This window comes from Candidatus Dechloromonas phosphoritropha (assembly GCA_016722705.1).
GTDB classification, from domain to species: domain Bacteria; phylum Pseudomonadota; class Gammaproteobacteria; order Burkholderiales; family Rhodocyclaceae; genus Azonexus; species Azonexus phosphoritrophus.
Genome location: JADKGN010000004.1, coordinates 1,946,182 through 1,971,088, shown reverse-complemented (window position 1 = coordinate 1,971,088; position 24,907 = coordinate 1,946,182). Strand labels below are relative to the sequence as shown.

General features: G+C 61.9%; 18 protein-coding genes and 2 pseudogenes. 18 read left to right on the top strand and 2 right to left on the bottom strand.

Translation table 11 applies throughout. From position 1 onward, the window contains the following. Positions 1 to 20 precede the first annotated feature (20 nt). Positions 21 to 1,525 (top strand): annotated as a pseudogene (locus tag IPP03_15235) (amidase). A 330-nt stretch (positions 1,526 to 1,855) separates the two neighbouring features. Further along, the gene (locus IPP03_15230; protein MBL0353932.1) at positions 1,856 to 3,145 is read left to right on the top strand and encodes a beta-lactamase family protein; all 1,290 of its coding nucleotides are present in this window, start codon (positions 1,856 to 1,858) and stop codon (positions 3,143 to 3,145) included. Between the two features lie 13 nt (positions 3,146 to 3,158). Here IPP03_15230 and IPP03_15225 read toward each other — a convergent pair. Then, positions 3,159 to 3,910, bottom strand: a protein-coding gene (locus tag IPP03_15225; protein MBL0353931.1) for an IS5 family transposase whose coding sequence is annotated in 2 segments (ribosomal slippage) — positions 3,159 to 3,589 and positions 3,589 to 3,910 — 753 coding nt in all. Because the reading frame shifts where the segments join, the coding sequence is not laid out codon by codon here. Between the two features lie 391 nt (positions 3,911 to 4,301). On the opposite strand from IPP03_15225, the gene IPP03_15220 reads away from it, so the two are divergent. The 6 genes from IPP03_15220 to IPP03_15195 all read left to right on the top strand — a co-directional run bounded on the left by IPP03_15220 (position 4,302) and on the right by IPP03_15195 (position 13,966). Then, entirely contained in the window at positions 4,302 to 4,745 is a 444-nt protein-coding gene (locus IPP03_15220; protein ID MBL0353930.1) for a hypothetical protein, read from the top strand. Positions 4,746 to 5,267: 522 nt separating this feature from the next. Continuing rightward, entirely contained in the window at positions 5,268 to 6,854 is a 1,587-nt protein-coding gene (locus IPP03_15215) for a wax ester/triacylglycerol synthase family O-acyltransferase (GenBank protein MBL0353929.1), read from the top strand. 487 nt (positions 6,855 to 7,341) lie between these two features. Further along, positions 7,342 to 10,017, top strand: coding sequence for a pyruvate dehydrogenase (acetyl-transferring), homodimeric type (aceE, locus tag IPP03_15210; protein ID MBL0353928.1), 2,676 nt, complete (start codon positions 7,342 to 7,344; stop codon positions 10,015 to 10,017). Positions 10,018 to 10,031: 14 nt separating this feature from the next. Next, positions 10,032 to 11,630, top strand: coding sequence for a dihydrolipoyllysine-residue acetyltransferase (aceF, locus tag IPP03_15205; protein ID MBL0353927.1), 1,599 nt, complete (start codon positions 10,032 to 10,034; stop codon positions 11,628 to 11,630). Positions 11,631 to 11,640: 10 nt separating this feature from the next. Next, positions 11,641 to 13,407 (top strand): dihydrolipoyl dehydrogenase, encoded by a 1,767-nt coding sequence (gene lpdA, locus IPP03_15200; protein ID MBL0353926.1) that lies wholly within the window; start codon positions 11,641 to 11,643, stop codon positions 13,405 to 13,407. A 67-nt stretch (positions 13,408 to 13,474) separates the two neighbouring features. Beyond that, positions 13,475 to 13,966 (top strand): thioesterase family protein, encoded by a 492-nt coding sequence (locus IPP03_15195; GenBank protein MBL0353925.1) that lies wholly within the window; start codon positions 13,475 to 13,477, stop codon positions 13,964 to 13,966. A 172-nt stretch (positions 13,967 to 14,138) separates the two neighbouring features. Here IPP03_15195 and IPP03_15190 read toward each other — a convergent pair whose 3' ends face one another. Then, the gene (locus IPP03_15190) at positions 14,139 to 14,594 is read right to left on the bottom strand and encodes a histidine phosphatase family protein (GenBank protein MBL0353924.1); all 456 of its coding nucleotides are present in this window, start codon (positions 14,592 to 14,594) and stop codon (positions 14,139 to 14,141) included. A gap of 140 nt (positions 14,595 to 14,734) precedes the next feature. On the opposite strand from IPP03_15190, the pseudogene IPP03_15185 reads away from it, so the two are divergent. From IPP03_15185 to IPP03_15140, 10 genes and pseudogenes are all read left to right on the top strand, one after another. Then, positions 14,735 to 15,055 (top strand): annotated as a pseudogene (locus IPP03_15185) (phosphomethylpyrimidine synthase ThiC). A gap of 157 nt (positions 15,056 to 15,212) precedes the next feature. Next, positions 15,213 to 16,634 carry a chloride channel protein gene (locus IPP03_15180; GenBank protein MBL0353923.1) on the top strand — a complete coding sequence of 474 codons (1,422 nt, stop codon included), beginning with the start codon at positions 15,213 to 15,215 and terminating at the stop codon, positions 16,632 to 16,634. Between the two features lie 283 nt (positions 16,635 to 16,917). Further along, positions 16,918 to 17,742 carry an undecaprenyl-diphosphate phosphatase gene (locus tag IPP03_15175; protein ID MBL0353922.1) on the top strand — a complete coding sequence of 275 codons (825 nt, stop codon included), beginning with the start codon at positions 16,918 to 16,920 and terminating at the stop codon, positions 17,740 to 17,742. Continuing rightward, positions 17,727 to 18,296 carry an esterase gene (locus tag IPP03_15170; GenBank protein ID MBL0353921.1) on the top strand — a complete coding sequence of 190 codons (570 nt, stop codon included), beginning with the start codon at positions 17,727 to 17,729 and terminating at the stop codon, positions 18,294 to 18,296. The genes IPP03_15175 and IPP03_15170 overlap by 16 nt, the downstream gene beginning before the upstream one ends. Before the next feature lie 7 nt (positions 18,297 to 18,303). Next, a complete protein-coding gene (locus tag IPP03_15165; protein MBL0353920.1) occupies positions 18,304 to 20,202 on the top strand; it encodes an RNB domain-containing ribonuclease in 1,899 nt (632 codons plus the stop codon). Between the two features lie 131 nt (positions 20,203 to 20,333). Beyond that, the gene (locus IPP03_15160) at positions 20,334 to 21,077 is read left to right on the top strand and encodes an energy transducer TonB (protein MBL0353919.1); all 744 of its coding nucleotides are present in this window, start codon (positions 20,334 to 20,336) and stop codon (positions 21,075 to 21,077) included. Then, on the top strand, positions 21,074 to 21,898 hold the full coding sequence (gene aroE / locus IPP03_15155) for a shikimate dehydrogenase (protein ID MBL0353918.1): 825 nt from the start codon (positions 21,074 to 21,076) through the stop codon (positions 21,896 to 21,898). The genes IPP03_15160 and aroE overlap by 4 nt, the downstream gene beginning before the upstream one ends. Next, positions 21,895 to 22,590: a monofunctional biosynthetic peptidoglycan transglycosylase gene (gene mtgA / locus IPP03_15150; protein MBL0353917.1), complete on the top strand. Its 696-nt coding sequence runs from the start codon at positions 21,895 to 21,897 to the stop codon at positions 22,588 to 22,590. Before aroE ends, mtgA begins: the two co-directional genes overlap by 4 nt. Positions 22,591 to 22,744: 154 nt before the next feature. Beyond that, positions 22,745 to 24,175: a DUF4118 domain-containing protein gene (locus IPP03_15145; protein ID MBL0353916.1), complete on the top strand. Its 1,431-nt coding sequence runs from the start codon at positions 22,745 to 22,747 to the stop codon at positions 24,173 to 24,175. Further along, positions 24,172 to 24,861 carry a response regulator gene (locus IPP03_15140; GenBank protein ID MBL0353915.1) on the top strand — a complete coding sequence of 230 codons (690 nt, stop codon included), beginning with the start codon at positions 24,172 to 24,174 and terminating at the stop codon, positions 24,859 to 24,861. Before IPP03_15145 ends, IPP03_15140 begins: the two co-directional genes overlap by 4 nt. The last annotated feature ends 46 nt before the right edge of the window (positions 24,862 to 24,907 follow it).

Below are 24,907 nucleotides of genomic sequence, written 5' to 3'. Positions count from 1 at the left end.
CGCGATCGCTGACGGCGATGATGGCTCCGCTCGAATGCACAGGGCATGACGGTCTCGACCTGGCTGCCCTGATCCGACGCGGCGAGGTGGGTTCGGTGAAATTCCTGGATGCGGCGATCGCGCAGATCGAGCGGCACAACCGAACCGCGAGCGCCGTCATTCGCAAACGCTACGAACAGGCACGAAGCGAATCCGCGCGGGTGAGCACCAACGCGCCGTCTGCCGGCGTCCCCTTCCTGCTGAAGGACCTGATCGCCAGCATCGCCAGCGAGCCGACCCGGTGCGGCAACCGCCTGCTCGCCGCGCTGCCCGTGCCGCGCGACAGCGAACTGGTGCGCCGCTTCCGTGCCGCCGGCCTAGTCATCATTGGCCGCACGGACACACAGGAATTCGGTCTGACGCCCTATACCGAGCCCGACGCCTTCGGTCCGACCCGCAACCCGTGGTTGCTTCGGTACTCGTCGGGAGGCTCCGGCGGCGGCTCGGCGGCGGCGGTAGCTGCGCACATGGTGCCGATGGCCAGCGGCGGCTCGATCAGGATTCCCGCATCGTGCTGCGGCCTGTTCGGCTTCAAGCCGAACCGCGGCATGACATCGACCGGACCCGAATTCGGCGAACTCTGGCGCGGCTATGCTATCGAACACGAGATCACCCGCTCGGTTCGCGACAGCGCCACCATGCTTGACGCCACCACAAGGGTCGAGCATGGCGCCCATTATGCCGCACTCGGGCCGATCCGACCCTCCCTTTACGAGATCGGAAACACACCGGGTCCGCTGCGCGTCGCGTTTGCCGGCAAACCCCTCCTTGGCGGACATCCCGTCCATCCCGATTGCCTGGCCACCATGGAAGCGAGCGCCAGGCTGCTCGCGTCACTAGGGGGCACCACGTCGAAGAAGCCGCCCCACCGCTTGACTGCGAGGCTTGCGCCTTGGCCTTCATCACCGTCATCGCTCGCGAACTGCGGGCCGAGTTCGAGAACTTCGCGCGGCCTGCCGGGCGCTCGCTTCATGCCGGTCAATTCGAGACGGTAACCTGGAGACTTGCCCTTATCGGTCATACCGTCAAGGCCGCCACTTATGTGAATGCCGTCCGCACGCTGCAACTTGCGGCACGGTCGCTGGCGCCCTTTTTCGATCAGTACGACGTGCTGCTGACACCCACTTTGGCAACACCGCCGACGGTGATCGGCTCGCTCCAGCCGTCGGCCGGCGAGAGTCGCCTCCTCCGCATCGTCAATCGACTCAACGCCGGCTGGCTGTTGCATGCGCTCGGTGTTCTTCGCTCGGTCGCGGACAAGACGTTCGATTACGTTCCGTTTACGCCGCTGTTCAACGCCACTGGACTGCCAGCGATGTCGGTGCCATTGCAGTGGAATGGCGACGGATTGCCGGTTGGGGTGCAGTTCGTCACCAAGTTCGGCAGCGACGCGACGTTGTTTCGACTGGCCGGGCAACTGGCACGAGCGCAACGGTGGTTTGAGCGCGCGCCTGCCGGGTATCCGGGGCGGCTGGATGGCGCGTGAATACATTCCGTACACGACATCAACATATCGTTGCATTCCGTCACTTGAATTTCCCGGCATGCGCCCCTATCTTCTACGTATGCGCTGATGATTCAGCCTGGCGGCCCACCTCCCCCTCCCCCTCCTTCAGGTGGCCGTCTTGGAAGCCTCGGACTCCCCCGGTCCGGGGCTTTCATCCTTTCAGGCTGCATCAAGCCGGCATGCCGAACACGCGGGTTCGCTTTTAGAACCCCCTGTCAAGACGCGGCTTCATGATCGGTCTAGGATGGTCGCGCTTCTCCTTCCCTGACTGCTCCCATGCCCCTCTCCATTTCAGGCATCACCCGCGGGATGAACCGTCGCACGGCCAATTCGCGCATCGGCCAGCGCGTCTTGCGGACTTTGCCGGTCCCCGCGGACCTCGGGGCGGTGACCGATGTCGACCGGATCGGTGAACTCGCTCCCGGGTCGGTCGGGATGACGCAGGATGATGTCGGCGCGATCTGGTCCCGCGCCGAGGATCTCTACTGCACCGGCTACTACCCGGCGCTGATGCTCTGTATTCGCCGACACGGCAAGATCGTGCTGAACCGGGCAATAGGTCATGCCCGCGGCTTCGGCGAACCGGGTGGTCCGGACATTCCGGAGCCGGTCAGCACCGGAACGCCAGCCTGCCTGTACTCGGCGAGCAAGGCGATAACCGCCATCCTGATCCACAAACTGGCCGACGACGGCCACGTCAACCTGCTCGACCCGGTCGCCCATTACCTTCCCGAGTTCGCCAAGCACGGCAAGGACAGATTGACCATCCTGCAGATTCTCTCGCACCGCGGTGGTGTTCCCGGTATCCGGTGCGAAATTTCGCTTGAGAAACTGGTTCACCACGAGACCCTGCTCAAACTGGTCTGCGAAGCCGAACCGACGGATGTTCATGGTCGCAAGCAGGCCTACCATGCCATCACCGGTGGGACCATCCTGCAGGCCATCCTCGAGCGCGTGACCGGACACTCTATCCGCAGCTACTGGCATGACAATTTCAAGAAGCCGATGCAGTTCCGGTATTTCGACTATGGTGCCACGCCCAAGGAATTCGACCTGATGGCGCGCGACCGGTTTGCCGGCGCCAGGGTTCCGCAGCCATTCCGCACCTATTTCCGTCAGTTCCTCGGCCTGGACGTCGAAAATGACCGTGATTTCGTCAACAACTACGCTTTCTTCTCCGAACCGGTTCCGGCCAGCAACATGATCGCCACTGCCGAGGAGACCGGGCGTTTCTTCCAGATGCTGCTCGATGACGGCCGCCACGGGGAACGGCAGATCATCGGCAAACTGGCTGCCCACCGGGCGACGTGGGAAACCTCACCGCATCAACTGGACAACACGTTGAAGGTGCCCCTGCGTTACTCGGCGGGGATGATGCTCGGCGGCGAGCCGTTCGGTCTTTTCGGCCCGCACACGGGCAACGCCTTCGGACATCTCGGGTTGATCAACATTTTGGCCTGGGCTGATCCCGATCGCGACATCGCGGTCGCCCTGCTCAGCACCGGAAAGCCTCTGCTGGCGCACAATGCGTTCTGCCTGATCCAGTTGTTGCGCGAGATCAACAACCGGATTCCCCGCAAGCAGCGTTCGCTGTCCTAGGGTGTGTTGACAATCACGTGAGCCAGATGAAAGCTGCGGCGAGGGCGACGAAGGAAGCGAAGCGTTCGGCGAGTTTGTCATAGCGCGTGGCGATGCGTCGGAACTGCTTGATCCGGCAGAAGAAGCGTTCTACCAGGTTGCGATTTTTGTAAAGGTGCTGATCGAAACTACGCTGGACAATACGATTGCTTTTGGGAGGGATGACCGCTTGAATCTCATTCGCAGCAAGATGCTCGATGATCGCGTCTGTGTCGTAGGCTTTGTCCGCACTCAGCGAGTCGGGCAACAGATCGCCCAACAGGGGCAGCGCTTGAGGGCTGTCACCGGCTTCTCCACCGGTGAGACGAAAGCGGGCGAGTGACCCCAAGCCTTCAACCAGGGCGTGAATCTTGGTGCTCAGTCCGCCCCGTGATCGCCCAAGCGCCTGGCCACCGTTTTTTTTGGTGCACCGGCGGCATGTTGATGGGCGCGAACGATGGTGCTGTCGATGAACACCTCTTCGAAATCTGCGTCCTGCGCCAACTGGGTGAAGATGCGATGCCAGACACCACGCCGCGACCAGCGAGCAAATCGTTGATAGACACTATTCCACGGCCCGAATGGGCATGGCAGGTCACGCCACGGACTACCCGTGCGAGCAATCCACAAAACCGCTTCAACGAACTGTCGATTATCGGCCGCCGTGCACCCCGGGTCGCTGGCTTTACCCGGCAACAGGGACGCTATCCGCTCAAACTGATCATCACGCAACCACAAACGTACCATCATCCTGACGCCACCCAAAAGTCAGGATATGACCCTATATCAACCTCTGTGAACAGCCCCCTTGTAACTCATTGACTGTAAACGAGGATTTCGCCGATCAATGCCATGGTCATCTATCGGAGTGATTGTCAACACACCCTAGGCGAGAGGCCGCCCGTTTTCCGGGATCGCCGCCGCGGCCACCCTCTTGCGGATCATTTCTTCATTGCCCCCGACACTGCGCGCTTCGAGGCGATATTGGAACTCAAACGGTACCCCTCGGTCGGGCCGCGACCAGTCGTGAGGTTCCGGTCCGACATGCATCATGGTCAGGACCCGTCCCGGGAAATCATTGCCCTCAGTCGGCTTCGGCATACAATGATCGTTCAAGGAAGAATTCCCGGAGAAGGTCATGAAGTTGAAGACTGGACTTCTTTGCGTCACCCTCGCGGGGATCCTCTCCGCCTGCGCAACCCCCAATGGCGACAGGGGGACGCTCAATGTCCCGTTGCGGCCGGGCCAGCAAAATCTTGGGGCAGTCGCCCAGGCCACCCTGGTGGCGCGGGGCAAGGTAACCGATGTCAGAATCTTCCTCAGCGGTCCCCTCCCGCTCGGGGTTTCGCGGATGCCACAGCTTTTTGCCTTCATCTACCCCGGATTTTGCGGCAGTCAGGGATCCCGACCGGCCTTCGAGATGAACAGCACGGTGACCACCTTCTCCGAAATAGGAGGCTGGAGGCTGAGAAGGACAGCAGCGACGCCGCTGGAAGCGCTGCGCAGCGGCGACTATTCGATCGTCGTCCGCACCAGCCCGCAGGACCGGAACATCGACATCTTCTGCGGCGACATCCGGTAAGAAACGACCGGTCCGCGCTCTGGCCAATGGAGGCATCATTTTCGTTTCCGGTCCGCAGTGCCCGGAACTTCACCCTTTCCTCACCGCACTCGGCCGTGGCGCCACATATTTCGTCCATGGCGCGATGTAATCGCTGTGAGCAGCCGCAACCCTGCCGTCCACGCGTCCGTCATCGATCGTTCCACGGCATTCTCGAACTCGGCATGCCCGGTATCGGCATTCCCGCCGCCGTCGGCGCCGAGTTCGGCGACCCGGCGTGCGAGGGTGTGATGGTCACGGTCGTCATCATGGCGACTTCACGGTGTCCAAATCGATCCTCGGGCGCTTCTTCGAGGTTTACTTCGGCCCGAGCGCCTGGATTGCGATATAACCCTGCCTTGACCGACAACAGTTGCGGTCGACGGCGGGAAAGTCGCGAAAACGGAATTATGGGAGCAAGGGCATGAAGCAGCTGAGCGGGTCGGACAACCTCTTCCTGGTACAGGAGGACAAGAACGTCTCAACCACGTCGCGAGTCTCACCATATATGACGTTTCGACCGCGCCTGGAGGCAAGGTCCGCTACAAGGACATTCTCAAGCACTTCGCTGATCGCATGTCGATCGACCCGATCTTTCGCCAGCGCCTGGTCGCCCCACCGCTCGGCATTGATCGCCCCTACTGGGTCGAGGAAAGCGAGGTAGACCTCGAATTTCACGTCCGCCACATTGCGCTGCCCAAGCCGGGGGACTGGCGTCAGCTGATGATTCAGGTGGCACGCCTGCATTCACGTCCGCTCGATCGCTCGCGCCCGATGTGGGAGGCCTACGTGATCGAGGGACTGGACAACATTCCCAAGCTGCCGCCCGGATCCTTTGCAATGTTCATGAAGTTCCATCATGCCTCACTCGATGGCATGGCCGGCATCCGTCTCGGAACGCGGATGCATTCGGAAACGCCGGCCACCGACATGTCGGACACCGAAACCGGAACAGTCTATGCCGATCGTGATCCGTCGGCGGTCGAGTTGGCCTCGCGCGCCGTGATCAACGGAATCAATCGCGTGGTGACGGCCGGCAAACTATCCGTCGAGATCGCGGCCAAGGTTGCCGTACATGGGCGCGGGGCCGTTGGCGACTTGCTGCGGGTAGCGAAGGGAGATTCACGCGGCGGTAACGGCTTTATCCTGGCGCCGGCGCCGAAGACACGCTTCAATCAAGCCGTATCCGCCCACCGCGTGGTTGACGGTTTCGGGATGCCCCTCTCCCGGATCAAGCGCGTCCGCGCCAGAGTGCGGGGCGCCACGCTCAACGACATCTTTCTGGCGGTCGCTGGCGGAGCGGTGCGCAAATACCTGCTGAGCAAGAACGAGTTGCCCGAGCGCTCGCTCGCCTGTCTGATGCCGATGGCTCTGCACAGCGACGGGTCAGCCGGTGGAAATGCGGTCAGCGCGGCAGCCGTCAAGGTCCGTTCCGACATCGCCGACCCGCTGGCACGGCTGAAGGCCGCGCACCATGAGGCACAGGCCGGCAAGGAGCAGGCCGAACTGCTCGGCCCGGAAATGCTCAAGAATCTCCTGGATACCCTGCCGTCAGCCGTCGGCAGCCTGATCGTCAACCGGGTACTGATTCCGACACTGAACATGACCGTCTCGAACGTCCGCGGTCCGGAAAGGCCGCTGTACATGGCCGGCGCCAAGGCCATGTGCTACTACCCGGTGAGCATACCGACCGACGGCGTGGGGCTCAACATTACCGGCGTCAGCTACAACGGTGTCATGTGGGTTTCCGTCGTCTCGTGCCGCAGCATGCTCCCCGATCCGGACTTCTTCACCGCCTGCATGCAGGATGCCTGGGAGGAAATCCTCGCTGCTGCCGACGCCCTGCCGGAAGAGCCGGCGGCAGCCACGGCAAAGTCCCGGACAACGCGGGCGACGACAACGAGAAAACCGGTTGCGGCAAGAAAAACAGCCCCTGAAAAGACCGCGCTGCCTGAAAAGCCAGCACGAGCCCGACCCATGCGGACGCCGGCAAACCCCGTCGCAGATACCGCAAAGCCGGCAGCAAGAAAGCGGACGGGGTCGCCAGCAACCACAATGCTGACGGAAGGCGACGAGAAAAAGGCCGGATAGACTACCGGCAGGATTCTACAGGCAGGTCCGGTGACCCATCTTCTGGGGCATCCGGCCTGCCTTTCCGCATCCTTTCAAAGCGCCCACTATCGCTTGAATTGCGTGACTCGACGACGTGGTCATCGGATTGACGCGTCTCGGCACCCTCACCGCACTACCTGGGCGCGCATGCGGACATCCGCCACCCTTCTCACACTTCTTCAAATCGCGTCTTCCAGATCTCCTGAAACAACTCCGCCGGCGTCGTTCGCCACCCACTGGAGAAAGATGGAAGCCCGACAGATCACTTGCCACAAGTCCGGACAGATTGTTTGTTCCCTGCGGACGGAATCGACGTTATTGCACGATACGATTTTCATTCTACAATGCAAAAAATAACTAGGTGTAAATACGGGTTTGCGATTCGGACCCGACGCGACACAATTGGCGTTAAAGTTGTCGTGCGCAACAGGCATGACATGACCGAAACCGACTTTGGAGACGAACAATGGCCGACCAGCAAAATCCACAGCCCGCCCCCATGGATGCAGACCCCCAGGAAACCAGTGAATGGATGGAGGCACTGGAAGGCGTCATCGCACAAGAAGGTGCCGATCGTGCCCATTTTCTGATCGAGAAGCTGATCGGGCAGGCGCGCGAGGACGGTATCGATATTCCGTATTCGGCCAATACCGAATACATCAACACCATTCCGGCCGAGCATCAGCCCAAGTACCCGGGCAACGCGGACATGGAAATCAAGATTCACTCCTACATCCGCTGGAACGCCATGGCGATGGTCGTTCGCGCCAACAAGGACACCAACGTCGGCGGCCACATCGCCTCCTTCGCCTCGGCTGCTGCACTATACGACGTCGGTTTTTCGCATTTCTGGCGCAGCATCAATGACCCGTCCGGCGGCGACCTGATCTTCTTCCAGGGCCACTCCATACCGGGTGTTTACTCGCGCGCTTTCATGCTCGGCCGCCTGACCGAGGAGCAGATGGATCACTTCCGCCAGGAAACCGGCGGCAAGGGCATTTCGTCCTATCCGCATCCGTGGCTGATGCCGGATTTCTGGCAGTTCCCGACCGTCTCCATGGGCCTTGGCCCGATCCAGGCCATCTACCAGGCCCGCTTCATGAAGTACCTCGACTCGCGCGGACTGGCCAAGGCCGGTGATCGCAAGGTCTGGGCCTTCCTCGGCGATGGCGAGACCGACGAGGTTGAATCGCTCGGCGCGATCGGCATGGCTGGCCGCGAAAAGCTGGACAACCTGATTTTCGTCATCAACTGCAACCTGCAGCGCCTGGACGGCCCGGTGCGCGGCAACGGCAAGATCATCCAGGAAATGGAATCCGAATTCCGCGGGGCCGGCTGGAACGTTATCAAGCTGATCTGGGGCACCCACTGGGATGCGCTGTTCTCCCGCGACAAGAAGAGCATCCTGAAGCGCCGCATGATGGAATGCGTCGATGGCGAATACCAGACTTTCAAGGCCAAGAACGGTGCCTACGTGCGCGAGCACTTCTTCAATACGCCGGAACTGCGTGAACTAGTTGCCGACTGGACCGACGACGAAGTCTGGCAACTGAACCGCGGCGGCCACGACATCTTCAAAATCTTTGCTGCCTATGACCGCGCCATCAAGACCAAGGGCGCGCCGACCCTGATCCTGGCCAAGACCATCAAGGGCTTCGGCATGGGCCAGGCCGGCGAGGCGATGAACATCTCACACCAACAGAAAAAGCTCGACACTCAGCAGGTCGGCCGCTTCCGCGATCGCTTCAGCCTGCCGGTAGCGGACGATCAACTGGAAAAGCTGCCCTACCTGACCTTCCCGGAAGACTCCGAGGAATACAAGTACATGCGCCAGCGCCGCATGGACCTCGGCGGCTTCCTGCCACAACGCCGCCGCAAGGCCGAGGCGCTGGCCATTCCGCCGCTCGAGACCTTTGCCGCACTGCTCAAGGCCTCCGGTGAAGGCCGCGAATTGTCGACGACGATGGCCATCGTCCGCATCATGAACATGCTGCTCAAGGACAAGCAGATTGGTCGCCATGTCGTGCCCATCGTGCCGGACGAATCACGCACCTTCGGCATGGAAGGCATGTTCCGCTCGGTCGGGATCTGGAACCAGCAAGGCCAGAACTATGTGCCGGAAGACCATGACCAGCTGATGTTCTACAAGGAGTCGAAGACCGGCCAGGTACTCCAGGAGGGGATCAACGAAGCCGGTGCGATGAGCGACTGGATCGCCGCCGCGACGGCTTATTCCGTGCATAACGTACAGACCATTCCGTTCTACATCTGCTACTCGATGTTCGGCCTGCAGCGCACCCTGGACCTGTGCTGGGCGGCCGGCGACCAGCGCTCCCGCGGCTTCCTGATCGGCGGGACCGCCGGGCGCACGACGCTGAACGGCGAAGGCCTGCAACATGAGGACGGGCACAGCCTGATCCTCGCCAATCTGATCCCGAACTGCGTTTCCTACGACCCGACCTTCCAGTACGAAGTCGCCGTCATCGCCCAGGATGGCATGCGCCGCATGCACGTCGAGCAGGAAGACGTTTTCTACTACATTACCGTGATGAACGAGAATTACGAGCATCCGGAAATGCCGGTGGGTGCCGAAGCCGACATCATCAAGGGGATGTATTCCTTCCGGAAGGGGAGCGACGCCGCCGGCCCGCGCGTGCAGTTGCTCGGTTCCGGCACCATCTTCCGTGAAGTCATCGCCGCCGCCGAACTGCTCAAGCAGGACTGGGGCGTCGAGGCTGATCTCTGGGGCTGCCCGGGTTTCAACGAACTGGTGCGCAATGGCCAGGATGTGCACCGCTGGAACATGCTGCACCCGCTGGAAGCGCCGAAGCTGTCGCACGTCGAGCAAAAATTGGCGGGCGCCAAGGGTCCGGTCGTCGCCGCCACCGACTACATCAAGCTGTACTCCGAGCAGATCCGCCCCTTCGTCAAGGCACCGTATGTGACGCTCGGCACCGACGGCTTCGGCCGCTCCGACACGCGCGAGAAGCTGCGCCATTTCTTCGAGGTCGATCGTCACTGGGTGACGCTGGCTGCCCTGAAGGCATTGGCCGATAGCGGCGAAATTGCCCGTGAGAAAGTTGCCGCTGCCTTGGTCAAGTACAAGCTTGACCCGAACAAGCCCAACCCGCTGTCGGTTTGAGGGGGAGAGACGACATGAGCCAGATCATTGAAGTCAAGGTTCCCGATATCGGCGATTTCCCGGAAGTCCCGGTCATCGAACTGTTTGTCAAGGTCGGCGACAGCATTGCGGTCGATGATGCGATCGTCACGCTGGAATCCGACAAGGCGACGATGGATGTGCCGTCCACTGTCGCCGGCGTGGTCAAGGAAGTCCTCGTCCAACTCGGTTCCAAGGTCGGCGAAGGCAGTGTGCTGATCAAGGTGGAAACGGGGGCTGCGGTTGCCGCCACTGTTGCGGTCAACCCGGAAAATGCGCCAAAAACACCGTCGGCTGCTGCGGTCGCTGCTCCGGTGGGCGGCGCGCTTGTTGAAGTCACGGTACCGGATATTGGCGACTTTTCCGACGTGCCGGTCATCGATCTGTTCGTCAAGGTTGGCGACAATATCAGGGTGGACGACGCCATTGCCACGCTGGAATCCGACAAGGCGACGATGGATGTGCCCTCCACCGTTTCCGGTGTCGTCAAGGAAGTCCTGATCCAGCTCGGCTCCAAGGTCAGCGAAGGTGCCGTGCTGATCAAGGTCGAAACAGGTGCCCCGGCGGCCGCAGCGCAAGCCGCCGCTGCAGTTCCCGGTGCAGCAGCGCCGGTCGCCGCACCTGTTGCAGCCGCTCCGGCTGCGCTGGCGCCGGCCCTGCCGGCCGGCAGCAAGGTCCATGCTTCGCCATCGGTCCGCGCCTATGCCCGCCAACTTGGGGTCGACCTCTCGAAGGTAAGCGCCAGCGGCCCGAAGAACCGCATCGTCAAGGAAGACCTGACCAAGTACGTCAAGGGCGTGATGACTGGTGCGATTTCCGGGCCGGTTGCCTCGGCGACTGGCGGCGTGGTCGGTGGCGGAGTCCTCGATCTGCTGCCGTGGCCAAAGGTCGATTTCGCCAGGTTCGGTGAGGTCGAAATCAAGCCGCTGTCACGGATCAAGAAGATTTCCGGCCAGAACCTGTCGCGCAACTGGGTGATGATCCCGGCCGTGACTTATCACGAAGATGCCGACATCACCGACCTCGAAGCTTTCCGCGTGTTGCTCAACAAGGAAAACGAGAAGACCGGCAACAAGCTGACCATGCTCGCCTTCCTGATCAAGGCCTGCGTCAAGGCGATGCAGCGTTATCCGGAATTCAACGCTTCGCTTGATGGCGACAATCTGGTGCTGAAAAAGTATTTCAACATCGGCTTCGCCGCCGACACGCCGAATGGCCTCGTCGTCCCGGTTGTCAAGAATGCCGACCAGAAGGGCGTTTTCGAGATTGCTCGGGAAACCGGCGAACTGGCCAGGCAAGCACGCGACGGCAAGCTCAAGCCTGCCGACATGTCCGGTGCCTGCTTCACGATTTCCAGTGTCGGCGGCATCGGCGGCACCTACTTCGCGCCGATCGTCAATGCGCCGGAAGTCGCCATCCTCGGGGTTAATCGTTCGGCGATGAAGCCGGTCTGGGACGGCAAGCAATTCGTGCCGCGCCTGACCCTGCCGCTATCGCTGACCGCCGACCACCGCGTCATCGACGGCGCGCTGGCCACCCGCTTCAATGTCTATGTCGCCGAACTGCTGGCCGACATGCGTCGCATGATCGTCTGAGGGGAACGCGATGAGTCAACTTATTGAAGTCAAAGTCCCCGACATCGGCGATTTCTCCGAAGTGCCGGTCATCGATCTGTTCGTCAAGGCCGGCGATGCGATCAAGGTGGACGACGCCATTGCCACACTGGAATCCGACAAGGCGACGATGGATGTGCCGTCGACGGTCGACGGCGTGGTCAGGGAGGTTTTGATCCAGGTAGGGTCCAAGGTCAGCGAAGGTGTAGTGCTGATCAAGGTGGAAGCTGGAGCGGCTGTCACGGTCAACGTGGAAAATGCACCAAAAACCGAGTCGACCGCAGCACCAGCGCCGGTTGCCGCCAGCCACGCCGGCGGTGCCGACCTCGAGTGCGAGATGCTCGTCCTCGGCGCCGGCCCCGGTGGCTATTCCGCCGCCTTCCGTTCAGCCGACCTCGGCATGAAGACGATCATCGTCGAGCGTTACGCGACGCTCGGCGGCGTTTGTCTGAACGTCGGCTGCATTCCGTCCAAGGCGCTGCTGCATGTCGCGGCAGTCATCGAGGAAGCCGTGCACGCCAACGATCTCGGCGTCACTTTTGCCGCACCGCAGGTCGATATCGACAAGCTGCGCGCCCACAAGGACAAGGTGGTCGGCAAGCTGACCGGCGGTCTGGCCGGCATGGCCAAGGGCCGCAAGGTCGACATCGTGCGCGGCTATGGTTCTTTCATCGACCCACGCCACATCGAAGTCGAAGAAACCACTGGCAGCAGCCAGGAAAAGACCGGCGTCAAGAAGATAATCAAGTTCCAGAAGTGCATCATTGCTGCCGGTTCGGCCGCCATGCACCTGCCCTTCATCCCGAAGGACCCGCGCATCGTCGATTCTACCGGCGCGCTGGAACTGCGCTTCGTACCGAAAAAAATGCTGGTCATCGGCGGTGGCATCATCGGCCTGGAAATGGCCACGGTCTATTCGACTCTGGGTGCCAAAGTGGACGTCGTCGAAATGATGGACGGCCTGATGCAAGGGCCGGACCGCGATGCGGTCAAGGTCTGGGAAAAGCAGAACACCAGCCGCTTCGACAAGATCATGCTGAAGACCAAAACGGTTGCCGTCGATGCCAAGGAAGATGGCCTGTGGGTCAAATTTGAAGGCGAAGCTGCGCCGAATGCCGACGCCGTGCGTTACGACATGATCCTGCAAGCCGCCGGCCGGACGCCGAACGGCAACAAGATCGGCGCCGAAAAAGCTGGCGTGATGGTCACCGACCGTGGTTTCATCAACGTCGATGCGCAGATGCGGACCAACGTGCCGCACATCTTTGCCATCGGCGACCTCGTCGGCCAGCCCATGCTGGCGCATAAGGCCGTCCATGAAGCGCACGTCGCCGCCGAAGTCGCCGCCGGTCACAAGGCGGCCTTCGATGCCAGCGTGATCCCGAGCGTCGCGTATACCCACCCCGAAGTGGCGTGGGTTGGCGTCACCGAAGATCAGGCTAAGAAGGAAGGGCGCGAGATCGAAGTCGCCAAATTTCCGTGGGCTGCTTCCGGCCGAGCCATCGCCAACGGTGCCGACTACGGCTTTACCAAGCTGATTTTCGATGCGGAAACGCATCGCGTGATCGCTGGCGCGATTGTCGGCCCCAATGCCGGTGACATGATCGGCGAAGTCTGTCTGGCCATCGAAATGGGCTGCGACGCGGTCGATATCGGCAAAACCATCCACCCGCATCCGACGCTGGGTGAAACGATCGGCATGGCGGCCGAAGTGGCGCACGGCACCTGTACGGATGTGCCGCCGCCGCGCAGGAAGTAGCTTGTGGGGTTAAACTGACGAAGGGCGGCGGTTATCCCGCCGCCCTTTTTCATGTTGCTGGAATTCCATGACCGCTGCCAACTCCTTGCCCCGCCGATCCACGCAAGAACAGGTGCGCCTCGAAGAGGTTCTGCGCGACATGTTCGAGCACCGGATTTGTTTCAACGAAGTAATCGGCTTTCACGTCGAATCGTTCGACCCGGCCGCCGCTTCCCTTTCCTTCGCCATGCGTCCTGATCTGGTTGGCCACTACCTGCATGGCCGCCTGCATGGCGGAGTCATATCCGCGGCGCTCGATACGGTTGGCGGGTTTGCCGCAACCGTCGGAATCGGCGAGAAATTCTCGAGCGAAACGGCCGTTCAGGTCGCCAGTCGCTTCGGACGTCTCGGCACCATCGACCTGCGGGTCGATTACCTGCACCAAGGCAACGGCACCCGATTCACGGCCACCGGACGGGTCACCCGTCTCGGCGGCCGCATCGCTTCGGTGCAGATGACGCTGGAAAACGAAACCGGGCTGCTGATCGCAACCGGCTGCGGCTCCTATATCATAAGTTGAACGTCAGGTTTTGGCGGGACGCCTTGCCCGCGACGACAGTAAACCGCCTACCGTACCCGACGATCCATAACTCGACCGCCAGCCGCCGCCGGCGCTGCAACCATCCTTCTCGGCAGCGCGGCCGCTTGATCGCCCCAGGCAACTGGATCACATGCCGGATTGGGGAAGGTGCCTATTCGAGCAGTTCAGCGGGAATAACCGCCCGCAGCACTGTCTGTGTTTCACCACCGCGGGTGCGGTTGCTCAACCACCAGAGAGCACCCTTCTTGATCGTCCATTCGGCTTCCTGACCTGCAAGAAGAAGTGCCGCCAAACGCCCGAGAACAGGCTGGTGACCCACGACAAGCACGGCGCCACTGGCGTCCGGCCAGCCGCATGCCGAAATCAAGTCGGTAACCCCGGCATCGGGGCCGATCGTGCGTATGGTCTCGAACGGCAGCTTCAACGCCGCCACCGTCTGCTGCGTTCGCACCGCAGGACTGGCGATGATGCGCAGATCCCTCGGCTGGTGTTCGCCTATCCACTTCGCCATGATCCGCGCCTGCTTGCGGCCGCGCTCGGTCAGGCGCCTCTTGAGATCATCTTCGCCTTCCTCCGCCTCGGCGTGTCGCCACAATAGCAAGTCCATCATCTACCCCCAAGAAATACCGTTATTCATGCTGAGATGTTACCGCAGTTCCCAACCATAATCTTGTCAGTGATTTCAGCCGAAGCCAGACACCAATTCCAGGCATCGACATCGCACCGGGCTACGACCACATCACCAGCGGCATCATCACCTACAAGCTCGCCGCCCACTCCGCCGCCCTCGCTAAAGGCCGCCCCGGGGCGCAGATTCACAATAACGCATTGAGCGAGGCGCGTGAATTCCACGACGAAACCCTGCCCAAGGAATCAGCCAAGGTCGCCCACTTCTGCTCGATGTGTGGCCCGCACTTCTGTTCGATAAGGACCACCCAGGATGTACGTGAATTTGCGGCACAGCGAGGCATCGCCGAAGCCGAGGCGCTGGAGAAGGGCAGCTACGCGGCTGCCCTTCTTTTTTTGCCAAATTCTGCGGTCGACCGTAAAAAATCACCAGTTTTTTAGCAAGATGTGCTGCAAACCGGGCGTTTGTGCGACGCGTCCTCGCAGAATATTTTTCCCGCAGCCACATTGCCGTTAAACTGCATGGCAGGCGTCCCAGCCGCCGGCTGGTGCAATTTTCTCCCCTCCTCGCGACCCCTGAAAACGCCAATCCATATTGATGCCTCGATTTGAACGGCTGCGCCAATATACGCTGCACCTGCTTGATCGAGCGGAGCATCGCGTCGGCCAGGCACAAGTTTATGTGCGCGCCAATCAAACCTACCTTCTTGCCCAGGGGCGCCTGTGGGTTGGGCGGGCTGTTTTCTGGCTGGCGGCGGTCGCCGTGGGTCTGGCGGCGGTCGGGTTTGCACTGCTGTCGGAGGATGCGAAGCATTTCTTTTCCAAATGGGTTGCCGAATACCCGTGGCTACCCTTTATTCTGACGCCCGCCGCCGGCGCTGGCCTGCTCTGGGTGACGCGCACCTATTTTCCGGGGGCGGAAGGTTCCGGCATTCCGCAGGTGATGGCGGAACTGAAGCGGCCAAAGACTTTGGCATGGCGCCCGCTGGTTTCCTTGCGCATTGCCTTCGGCAAGGTGCTTGTCGGCATCGCTGCTGTCGGTTCGGGTTTTTCCTTTGGCCGGGAAGGCCCAACCGTGCAGGTAGGAGCTTGTCTGATGTCCTTTGTCGGGCGTCTTCTGCCGACGACCCTGCGTATCCAGCAGCATCACCTGCTGGTTGCCGGCGGCGCTGCCGGAATTGCCGCGGCGTTCAATACGCCCCTGGCCGGAATTGTCTTTGCGATTGAAGAGTTGTCGCGCAGCGTCGAGTCGCGCATGTCCGGCGTGGTCATTACGGCGATTGTGCTGGCCGGCGTAGTGGCACAGGCTTTTCTCGGCAACCACAATTATTTCGGTTACGTGACGGTGCTCGGTGAAACGCCGGATCTGCTCCAGACGATTCTGCTGTGCGCGCTGGTCAGCGGCATGGCCGGTGGAACCTTCGCGCGCATGCTGGTCCTGGCGGCGACTGGTTGGACCGGTCGTGTGGCCGAGTTCAAAAAAGTCAGTCCCTACCGTTTTGCCGCGCTGCTCGGCTTGCTCATCGCCGGTGTGGGCTGGGCCAGCGGCGGCCTGACCTGGGGGAGCGGCTACGCGGAAACGCGCGCGGTGCTGGCGTCGTATGAGTCGGTACCCTGGTATTTCGGGCCGGCCAAGTTCATCGCAACCGTGGCCGCCTACCTGACCGGGTTGCCTGGCGGCATTTTTGCACCGTCACTGGCCATCGGTGCCGGAATCGGACGTGATCTGGCTCCTCTCCTGAGTGGACAGGCCATCGCGCCGACGGTCATCGTGTTGTGCATGGTCGGCTTTATGGCAGCGGCGACGCAGGCGCCGATCACCTCGTTCATTATTGTCATGGAAATGGTCAATGGCTACAGCCTGGTCATGGACCTGATGGCCACCGCGCTGATTGCTTCAACGGTTTCCCGCCTCATCTCGCGTCCGCTTTATCTGACCTTGGCAGAAAACATGATTGCACAGCAAGAGGCCGCTACCGCTGCTTCCCGTCCGCCCACTTCCTCCGAAAAAATATCCTGAGCCCGCCACGATGGAGTGTCGCCCCTACTGCGCAGCTTGCTGTATTTCGCCGTCGATTTCCTCGCTCGGCAAGGCGGCCGGCACACTCTGCCGATATCTGGACGCCCGGTTGCGCTGCACGGTTTTTGACCAACCTGAACGGCCAGCCTGTTGTGCGGGCCTGCAGCCTTCGTTTGAGATGTGCGGTGCGTCGCGCGAGCATGCCCTGCGCTGGCTGAGCGATCTTGAGGCGCGCACCCGGCCAGAATAGTAGAATGCGGCCTCGCATTCTAGGCTACATACCATGGACCCGATTCTCCTGCTCAAAGCCCTCATCCTCGGCATCGTCGAGGGGCTGACCGAGTTCCTGCCGATTTCCTCGACCGGCCATCTGATTCTTGCCGGCGACCTGCTGAATTTCAATGACGATCGCGGCAAGCTGTTCGAGATCGTCATCCAATCGGGAGCGATCCTGGCTGTCGTCTGGGAGTATCGGACGCGGATTGTCGGGGTTTTTCGCGGTCTGGGCCACGACCGGTTGGCGAATCGGCTGGTGCTCAACCTCGCCATCGCCTTCATGCCACTCGCTGTACTCGGACTGCTTTTCAAGAAGGCAATCGAGGCCCATCTGTTCAAGCCGGTACCGGTGGCGCTCGCCTTCATCGTCGGCGCCTTCGTAATTATTTGGGCCGAGCGGCGAACGCATGCCATCCGCGTCGAAACCGTTGACGACATGACCTCGCTCGACGCGCTCAAACTGGGGCTGGCGCAGGCCTGCGCGCTAATTCCGGGCACCTCGCGTTCCGGCGCGACGATCATCGGCGGCCTGCTGTTCGGGCTTTCACGCAAGGCGGCGACCGAGTTTTCATTCTTCCTCGCCATTCCGACCCTGTTCGCAGCGACCGCTTACCAGTTGTACAAGGAACGCGCCCTGCTCAGCCTTGACGACCTCGGCATGTGGGTGGTCGGCTTCGTTTCCGCCTTTATTTCGGCATTCCTCTGCGTGCGCTGGTTGCTTCGTTACATATCCAGCCATGATTTCACGGTCTTTGCGTGGTATCGCATCGTGTTTGGTATCGTCGTGCTGGCGACTGCACATTTCGGCTGGGTTGAATGGACCGTCAACTGATCCTTTACCTGCACGGCTTCTGCTCGTCGCCGGCCTCGGCCAAATCGCGGCTACTCGGCGACTACATGGCCGGGCGCGGACTGGCCGATCGCTTCGTCTGTCCGCAACTGTCCACGGTGCCTGACGAGGTGATCGCCAATATCAGCACCTTGATCGAGGTGGCTGACGGACCAGTGACGCTGGTCGGCTCGTCGCTAGGCGGGCACTACGCCAACCATCTGGCGGAGAAGTTCGGTCTGAACGCGGTGCTGATCAACCCGGCTGTGGTCCACCGGCTGGAGCCGGAGGCGTTCGTCGGCGAGCACGCCAATTTCCACACTGGCGAGCGCTTCATCTTCACCACCCAGCACGCAGAGCAACTGGCGGCCCAGGTCGTTCGCCCGACCCCCGGGCGTTACTGGCTGCTGTGCGAGACCGGCGACGAGGTTCTCGACTGGCAGCAGGCGGCCGAATTTTATGCCGGCTGCCGCCAGACAGTGCTGCCAGGGGGCGACCACAGCTTCACGCGGTTTGCCGAGTTCATGCCGCAAATCATTGAATTCTCGGGGTTATAATCCACCGATGAATGTATTGTTCGAAGAAGATGGCGGCTTCAAGGCCGGCAGTATCATGGCCGACAACGATAGCTCCTTGCAGGTCGAAATGCCGACCGGCAAGCGCAGCAAGATCAAGGCCGCGACGGTATTGCTGCGTTTCGACAAGCCAGCGGCGGGCAACCTGCTGGAACAGGCGACGCCGCTCGCCGAAGAGATCGAGCCGGATTTCCTGTGGGAATGCGTCAATGACGGCGAGTTCTCGTTTCTCGATTTCGCCCGCGATTACTACGGCCACGATCCGGCGCCGGTCGAAGCGACTGCGGTGCTGCTGGCTGTGCACGCGGCGCCCGTCTATTTTCACCGCAAAGGCAAAGGCCGCTTCCGCAAGGCGCCGCCCGAGATTCTCACGGCGGCGCTGGCCAGTCTGGAAAAGAAGCGCCAGCAGGCGCTGGCGATGGATGCCTGGATCGCCGAACTCAAGGAATTTCGGCTGCCGCCGGAAATTGGCACGCTGACCGACGCCCTGCTCTACGCGCCGGACCGCAACAAGCCGGAAACCAAGGCTTTCGAGACGGCCTGCGGCGAAACCGGTCTGACGGCGGCGCAACTGCTGTTCAAATGCGGCGCCATCAAGTCGGCCTATCATCTGCATTTCAAGCGCTTTCTGCACGAGCAGTTTCCTAAGGGCATCGCCTTCCCGGCGCTCGAAGCGCCGACGCTGCCGCGCGATCTGCCGCGTGCCGATGTCCGCGCCTTCTCGATCGACGACGCCAGCACCACCGAAATCGACGATGCGCTGTCGGTCGTCAAACTGCCCGGTATCGGCTCGCGCATCGGTATTCATATCGCCGCGCCTGGCATGGCTATCGAACACGGCTCGCCGCTCGATGGCGTCTCGCGTGCCCGGCTGTCGACGGTTTACATGCCCGGCAACAAGATCACCATGCTGCCCGATGCCGTGGTGCAGAACTACACGCTGACCGGCGGCGTCGATTGCCCGGCGGTCTCGCTCTATCTGACGGTCAACGACGTTTTCGAGCTGATTTCCCACGAATCGCGACTGGAGATGGTGCATATCGCCACCAACCTGCGCCATCACGATGTTGAGCCCTGGTTCAACACAGAAACGGTCAACGGGCCACTGCCCGAGATGCCGTTCAAGGATGAGTTGGTTCATCTGTGGCATTTCGCCAATGCCTGCGAAGGCCGGCGCGGCAAACCTTCGGCGACGCAGGGCATCAACGACTACAACTTCGAGATTATTGGCGACCTGGCCGATCCCGATGCCTGCACGGTCGAGATCAGCGAACGTAAGCGTGGCAGCCCGCTCGACAAGCTGGTTGCCGAACTGATGATCGTCGCCAACTCGATTTGGGGCGGCCTGCTCGCCGATAAGAACATTGCCTGCCTGTATCGTGCACAGACGCAGGGCAAGGCGCGCATGACCACCTCGCCATTGCCGCATGAAGGCCTGGGCGTGGCGCAATATGCCTGGATGACCTCGCCGCTACGCCGCTATTGCGATCTGGTCAATCAATGGCAGCTGATTGCCTGCCTGAAGGGCGAAACACCACCGTTTTCCCAGAAATCGGCCGAACTGTTTGGCACGATGCGCGATTTCGAGGCAACTTATGGCGCCTATGCCGATTTCCAGCGCCTGATAGAGCGTTACTGGTGCCTGCGCTGGCTGCAGCAGCACGGTATCAGCGAAATCGACGCGACGGTACGCCGCGAGCAACTGGTCAAGCTCGCTCATTTGCCACTGGTGCTGCGCATACCGTCGCTGCCGGCTGATATCGGGCAGGGTCGGCGGGTTCGCCTGTCAGTCGAGACCATCGACCTGCTTGGCCCGGAGCTCACTTGCCGCTATCTTTCCGTCATGGATGAAGCCTTGGCCGAATCGATAGAGGAGGAGGTTCAGTGAGCGTGGCAACGCTTTCATGGCAGCCCGTGGTACCCGGCAACCGCCGGTTGTTGCTGGCGATCAGTATTTCGCTGGCGGTCCACGCACTGCTGTTGACCCTGCACTTCAGTTTTCCGGACGCCTCGAAGGCGATGCGCGAAAAGGCGCTCGACATCGTCCTGGTCAATGCCAAGTCCGCCAGGAAGCCGACCGATCCGCAGGCGCTGGCCCAGGCCAATCTTGACGGCGGCGGCAATACCGACGAGAACCGCAGACTCAAGACACCATTGCCGCCGACCCCGCAGCAGACTACGGGCACTGAAATCGAGCGCATGCAGCGCCGGTTTCGTGAACTCGAAGTCGCCCAGCAGAAGATGCTGACCGAAGCCAAAACGGCGCGCGCCGTCGCCGCCGCGCGCAATGCCGCGGAGCAGCCAAAACCCGTGACCAGCGTCAGCGGCCTCGATCTTGCCGAATCGGCGCGGGCGATGGCGCGACTGGAAGGCGAAATCAACAAGAGCGTCGATGAGTACAACAAGCGTCCGCGCAAGAAGTTCATCGGGGCAAGGACAGAGGAATATCGCTTTGCCCAGTACATCGAGGACTGGCGCCGCAAGGTCGAACGCATAGGTACCATGAACTACCCCGCAGCCGCGCGCGGCAAGCTCTACGGTTCGCTGGTGCTGACCGTTTCGATCAATTATGACGGCAGCCTCAATCGTGTGGACATCAACCGTTCTTCCGGTTACCGCGTGCTCGACGATGCGGCAAAGCGGATCGTCCAGATGGCATCGCCCTACTCCCCGTTCCCTCCGGACATACGGCGTGACACCGACATTCTTGAGATCACCCGGACCTGGTATTTCACTCAGGGCGACCAGGTCTCGGCAAAATGACCGATCGCTATTGCGTGATCGGGAATCCGGTTGCCCATTCCCGGTCGCCGGCCATTCATGCCCGGTTCGCGGCGCAGTGCCATCAGGACCTGAGCTACGAAGCGATTCTCGTCCCGCTTGATGGATTCGCCGCGGCGGTTGGCGACTTCGCCGCCGCCGGCGGCAAGGGGGCGAATGTCACTCTCCCCTTCAAGGAGGAGGCCTTCGGTCTGTGCAGCCGCCGCAGCGCGCGCGCGGAGCGGGCGGGAGCGGTCAACACACTCGCTTTTGGGAGGAATGAAATTTTCGGCGACAACACCGACGGTGCCGGCCTGGTCCGCGACATCGAGGTCAATCTGGGATTTCCGCTGGCCGGCCGGCGTGTTCTGCTGCTCGGGGCCGGCGGCGCCGCACGCGGCGTCATCGCGCCGCTTCTCGAGCGCCAGCCGACCGGTCTGTTCATTGCCAACCGCAGCGGCGACAAGGCGGAGACGCTGGCAGGACAGTTTTCCGACCTTGCCACGGTCAACGCCGGAAACTTTGCCAAAACCGCTAGCCGAACATTCGATGTCGTCATCAACGCCACCTCGGCCAGCCTCTCCGGGGCGACGCTGCCTTTGCCGGCCGGCATCTTCGCTTCCGGCAGCCTCGCCTACGACATGATGTACGGCAAGGGTGAGACGCCATTTCTCGCGCTGGCCCGCGAACAGGGCGCTGCCCGTCTGGCTGATGGTCTCGGCATACTGGTCGAGCAGGCGGCCGAGGCTTTTTTCGTCTGGCGCGGGGTGCGGCCGGACAGCGCGCAGGTACTCGCGGAACTTCGCGAACAACTGCCGGCATGAGCCGGCTGGGCCGCTGGTTCAAGTGGGCATTGCTCGGCCTGATCGGCGTCTTCCTCATCTGGCAGTTGTGGCTGCTCGGCTGGGTGCTGCTGTGGAAATGGGTTGACCCGGGCACGACGCGCTTTATGGAAATTCGCTTGGGCGAGTTGCGCGAGAAGAATCCCGACGCCCGTTTGAAGAAGCAGTGGGTCGCCTATGAGCGGATTTCGCCTCATCTCAAACGCGCCATCATCGCCTCGGAAGACGCCAGGTTCGTCGATCATGAAGGCTTCGACTGGGAAGGCATCCAGAAGGCCATGGAGAAGAATCAGAAGCGCGGGCGGACCGTTGCCGGGGGGTCGACCATCAGCCAGCAACTGGCGAAGAACCTCTTCCTGACGCCGACAAAATCCTATTTCCGCAAGGCCGAAGAAGCCGTCATCACGCTGATGCTCGAAAACCTGTGGAGCAAGCGCCGGATTTTCGAGGTCTATCTGAACGTCATCGAGTGGGGCAACGGCGTTTTTGGCGCCGAAGCGGCCGCCCGCCACTACTACGGCATCGGTGCTGGCCAGCTTGGTCCGGAGCAGGCTGCCCGGCTGGCGGGGATCGTGCCGAATCCCCGCTTCTACGACCGCAATCGCAATGCACCCGGCCTCGGGCGCAAGACCGCGATCATTCTCGCGCGCATGCCGGCGGCCGAAATTCCCTGACCGGCACCTCGCTGGTCGCACTTGCGACAACAGCGAATCGCGTCAGAATTTCCGCGTTCACACGCCGTCGATCAACCATTTCCGGCAATGTTTACACCTAATTTATGCGGAGAGTGGGAAACTGCCTGCCGCTCGACACCACTGGCCGGATTCCATGTCCTTCGCAGTCACGCTGCAGTCCGCATCGACCCGCCGCGCCGCCGATTACATGGCGGCCGTCGCGGCCTGTTGCCTGACGGCGGCCGTCGCGTTCCCCTTGCGGGATCACCTCGATCTGCCCGACATTGTGATGCTCTTCCTGCTCACGGTGTTTCTTGTTGCCACTTTTCTCGGTCGCGGACCCGCCGTCGTCGCCTCGTTCCTGAGCGTCGCGCTGTTCGACTACTACTTCGACTCGCCGCATCACTTCCTATTCTTCGGCGATGCCGAGCATGTGCTGACCTTTGTGATCATGCTCGCAGTCGGCCTGGTGACGGCTCAGCTCGTTTCACGGGCTGCCGCGAAGACCCATGAGGCCCGGGCGCGCGAGCGGGAGACTCGCCAACTCTACGAGGCGGCGAGGGACATGGCCGGCGCCCATGACGTCACCCAGATTCTCGAGGCAATGCAGCGTTACCTGAGCAATCGCGGCCTGAGTGGAAATCTCCTTGACGTCGGCGACGATGATCGCCTCGCCGACCACGCCGGAGCCGGCATCACCTGTTTTCCACTGCGCACCGTGACGCGGGTTCGCGGCGTACTTGCCGTGACGCCGCTGGACGACCATGCCCCGCTTGCCGACGAGCAGCACAAGGCGGTCGAGGCTCTGACGTCTCTCGCGGCACTCGCACTCGAGCGTCTTCACTACGCCGAGGCCGCGCAGAAGGCCGAACTCATGGTCGCTGACGAACGCCTGCGCACGTCCGTGCTCTCATCGCTGTCACACGACCTGCGCACACCCCTGACCACTCTGGTCGGTCTTGCCGACACCCTCGCCCAGCAGCGCGAGACGCTGCCGGCCGACGCCACCGAAACGGCCGGCATCATCCGTGACCAGGCACGGGCCATGCACAAGCTGCTCTCCAACCTGCTCGACATGGCGCGGCTGAAAAGCGGCAGCACCCCGTTGCGCCGGGAATGGCAGCCGTTCGAGGATGTCGTCGGCAGCAGCCTGCGACTGTCCGAGAGTGTCGCACCCGACCGCCACGTGACTGCTGAACTGGCCCCCAACCTGCCGCTGATGTTCTTCGACGCCGTACTGATCGAGCGGGTCCTCTGCAATCTGCTCGACAACGCCTTCAAGTATGCGCGAGCGGGCGCGTGCATCTCGCTGGCGGCGCGGCAATCGTCCACGCATCTCGAGGTCTCGGTGTGCAACGACGGTTCCGGGTTCCCGGCGGGACGCATCGAGTCGATGTTCGATCTCTTCGTGCGTGGAACGAACGAATCCTGCATTCCGGGTGCCGGACTCGGACTCGCCATCTGCAAGGCCATCGTCGATGCGCATGATGGAAGCATCCGAGCCGAGAACAGCGTCAGCGGCGCCTGCGTGCGGTTCACGCTGCCGTGCCTGACGCCGCCGGTCACGATCGAGGACGAAACTTGAACACGCTGTCACCCCTCGCCGTGGTCGTCGAAGACGAGCCGCAGATCCGGCGCTTCGTCTGCAGCGCCCTCCGCGATGAATCGTGCCGGGCGTGCGAGGCCGGATCGGTCGCCCAGGGTCTCGACCTGGCAGCGCGCGAGCGCCCGGACCTGGTGGTTCTCGACCTCGGGCTCCCGGACCGCGACGGCGTCGACTTCATCCGGGAGCTGCGCGTGTGGTCGACCGTTCCCATCCTCGTCCTCTCGGCGCGCTCCGACGAGTCGGACAAGATTGCCGCCCTCGATGCCGGCGCCGACGATTACCTGACCAAGCCGTTCGGTGTCGGCGAACTGCGCGCCCGCGTGCGGGCGATGTTGCGCCGCAACCAGATACGCGGCAATGCAGGCGCCCTACATGCCTTCGGCGATGTCGAGGCGGACCTTGCGCGACACGTTATCCAGCGCGCGGGAGCGGAGGTTCATCTGACGCTGCGGGAGTACAATCTGCTCGTCCAGCTATTGAGTAATCCGGGCCGCGTGTTGACGCACGGTTTCCTGATTGACAAGGTCTGGGGGCCGGCTAACCGTGAGAAGAACCACTACCTCAGGATCTATGTCGGGCGTCTCCGGCAGAAGCTCGAGACCGATCCGACCCGCCCGCGCCATATCCTGACGGAAACCGGCGTCGGCTACCGTTTCCAACCGTAACCTGCAATCGCGCGGATCGATTGCCAGATAAGGAACAAAGAGGATT

What these genes read in the sequence shown, in the direction of transcription:
- IPP03_15230 (MBL0353932.1), top strand. Translation starts at nt 1,856, where the DNA reads ATGAACCGTCGCACGGCCAATTCGCGCATCGGCCAGCGCGTCTTGCGG.
- IPP03_15220 (MBL0353930.1), top strand. Translation starts at nt 4,302, where the DNA reads ATGAAGTTGAAGACTGGACTTCTTTGCGTCACCCTCGCGGGGATCCTC.
- aceE (MBL0353928.1), top strand. Translation starts at nt 7,342, where the DNA reads ATGGCCGACCAGCAAAATCCACAGCCCGCCCCCATGGATGCAGACCCC.
- aceF (MBL0353927.1), top strand. Translation starts at nt 10,032, where the DNA reads ATGAGCCAGATCATTGAAGTCAAGGTTCCCGATATCGGCGATTTCCCG.
- lpdA (MBL0353926.1), top strand. Translation starts at nt 11,641, where the DNA reads ATGAGTCAACTTATTGAAGTCAAAGTCCCCGACATCGGCGATTTCTCC.
- IPP03_15195 (MBL0353925.1), top strand. Translation starts at nt 13,475, where the DNA reads ATGACCGCTGCCAACTCCTTGCCCCGCCGATCCACGCAAGAACAGGTG.
- IPP03_15190 (MBL0353924.1), bottom strand. Translation starts at nt 14,594, where the DNA reads ATGGACTTGCTATTGTGGCGACACGCCGAGGCGGAGGAAGGCGAAGAT.
- IPP03_15180 (MBL0353923.1), top strand. Translation starts at nt 15,213, where the DNA reads ATGCCTCGATTTGAACGGCTGCGCCAATATACGCTGCACCTGCTTGAT.
- IPP03_15175 (MBL0353922.1), top strand. Translation starts at nt 16,918, where the DNA reads ATGGACCCGATTCTCCTGCTCAAAGCCCTCATCCTCGGCATCGTCGAG.
- IPP03_15170 (MBL0353921.1), top strand. Translation starts at nt 17,727, where the DNA reads ATGGACCGTCAACTGATCCTTTACCTGCACGGCTTCTGCTCGTCGCCG.
- IPP03_15165 (MBL0353920.1), top strand. Translation starts at nt 18,304, where the DNA reads ATGAATGTATTGTTCGAAGAAGATGGCGGCTTCAAGGCCGGCAGTATC.
- IPP03_15160 (MBL0353919.1), top strand. Translation starts at nt 20,334, where the DNA reads ATGCGCGAAAAGGCGCTCGACATCGTCCTGGTCAATGCCAAGTCCGCC.
- aroE (MBL0353918.1), top strand. Translation starts at nt 21,074, where the DNA reads ATGACCGATCGCTATTGCGTGATCGGGAATCCGGTTGCCCATTCCCGG.
- mtgA (MBL0353917.1), top strand. Translation starts at nt 21,895, where the DNA reads ATGAGCCGGCTGGGCCGCTGGTTCAAGTGGGCATTGCTCGGCCTGATC.
- IPP03_15145 (MBL0353916.1), top strand. Translation starts at nt 22,745, where the DNA reads ATGTCCTTCGCAGTCACGCTGCAGTCCGCATCGACCCGCCGCGCCGCC.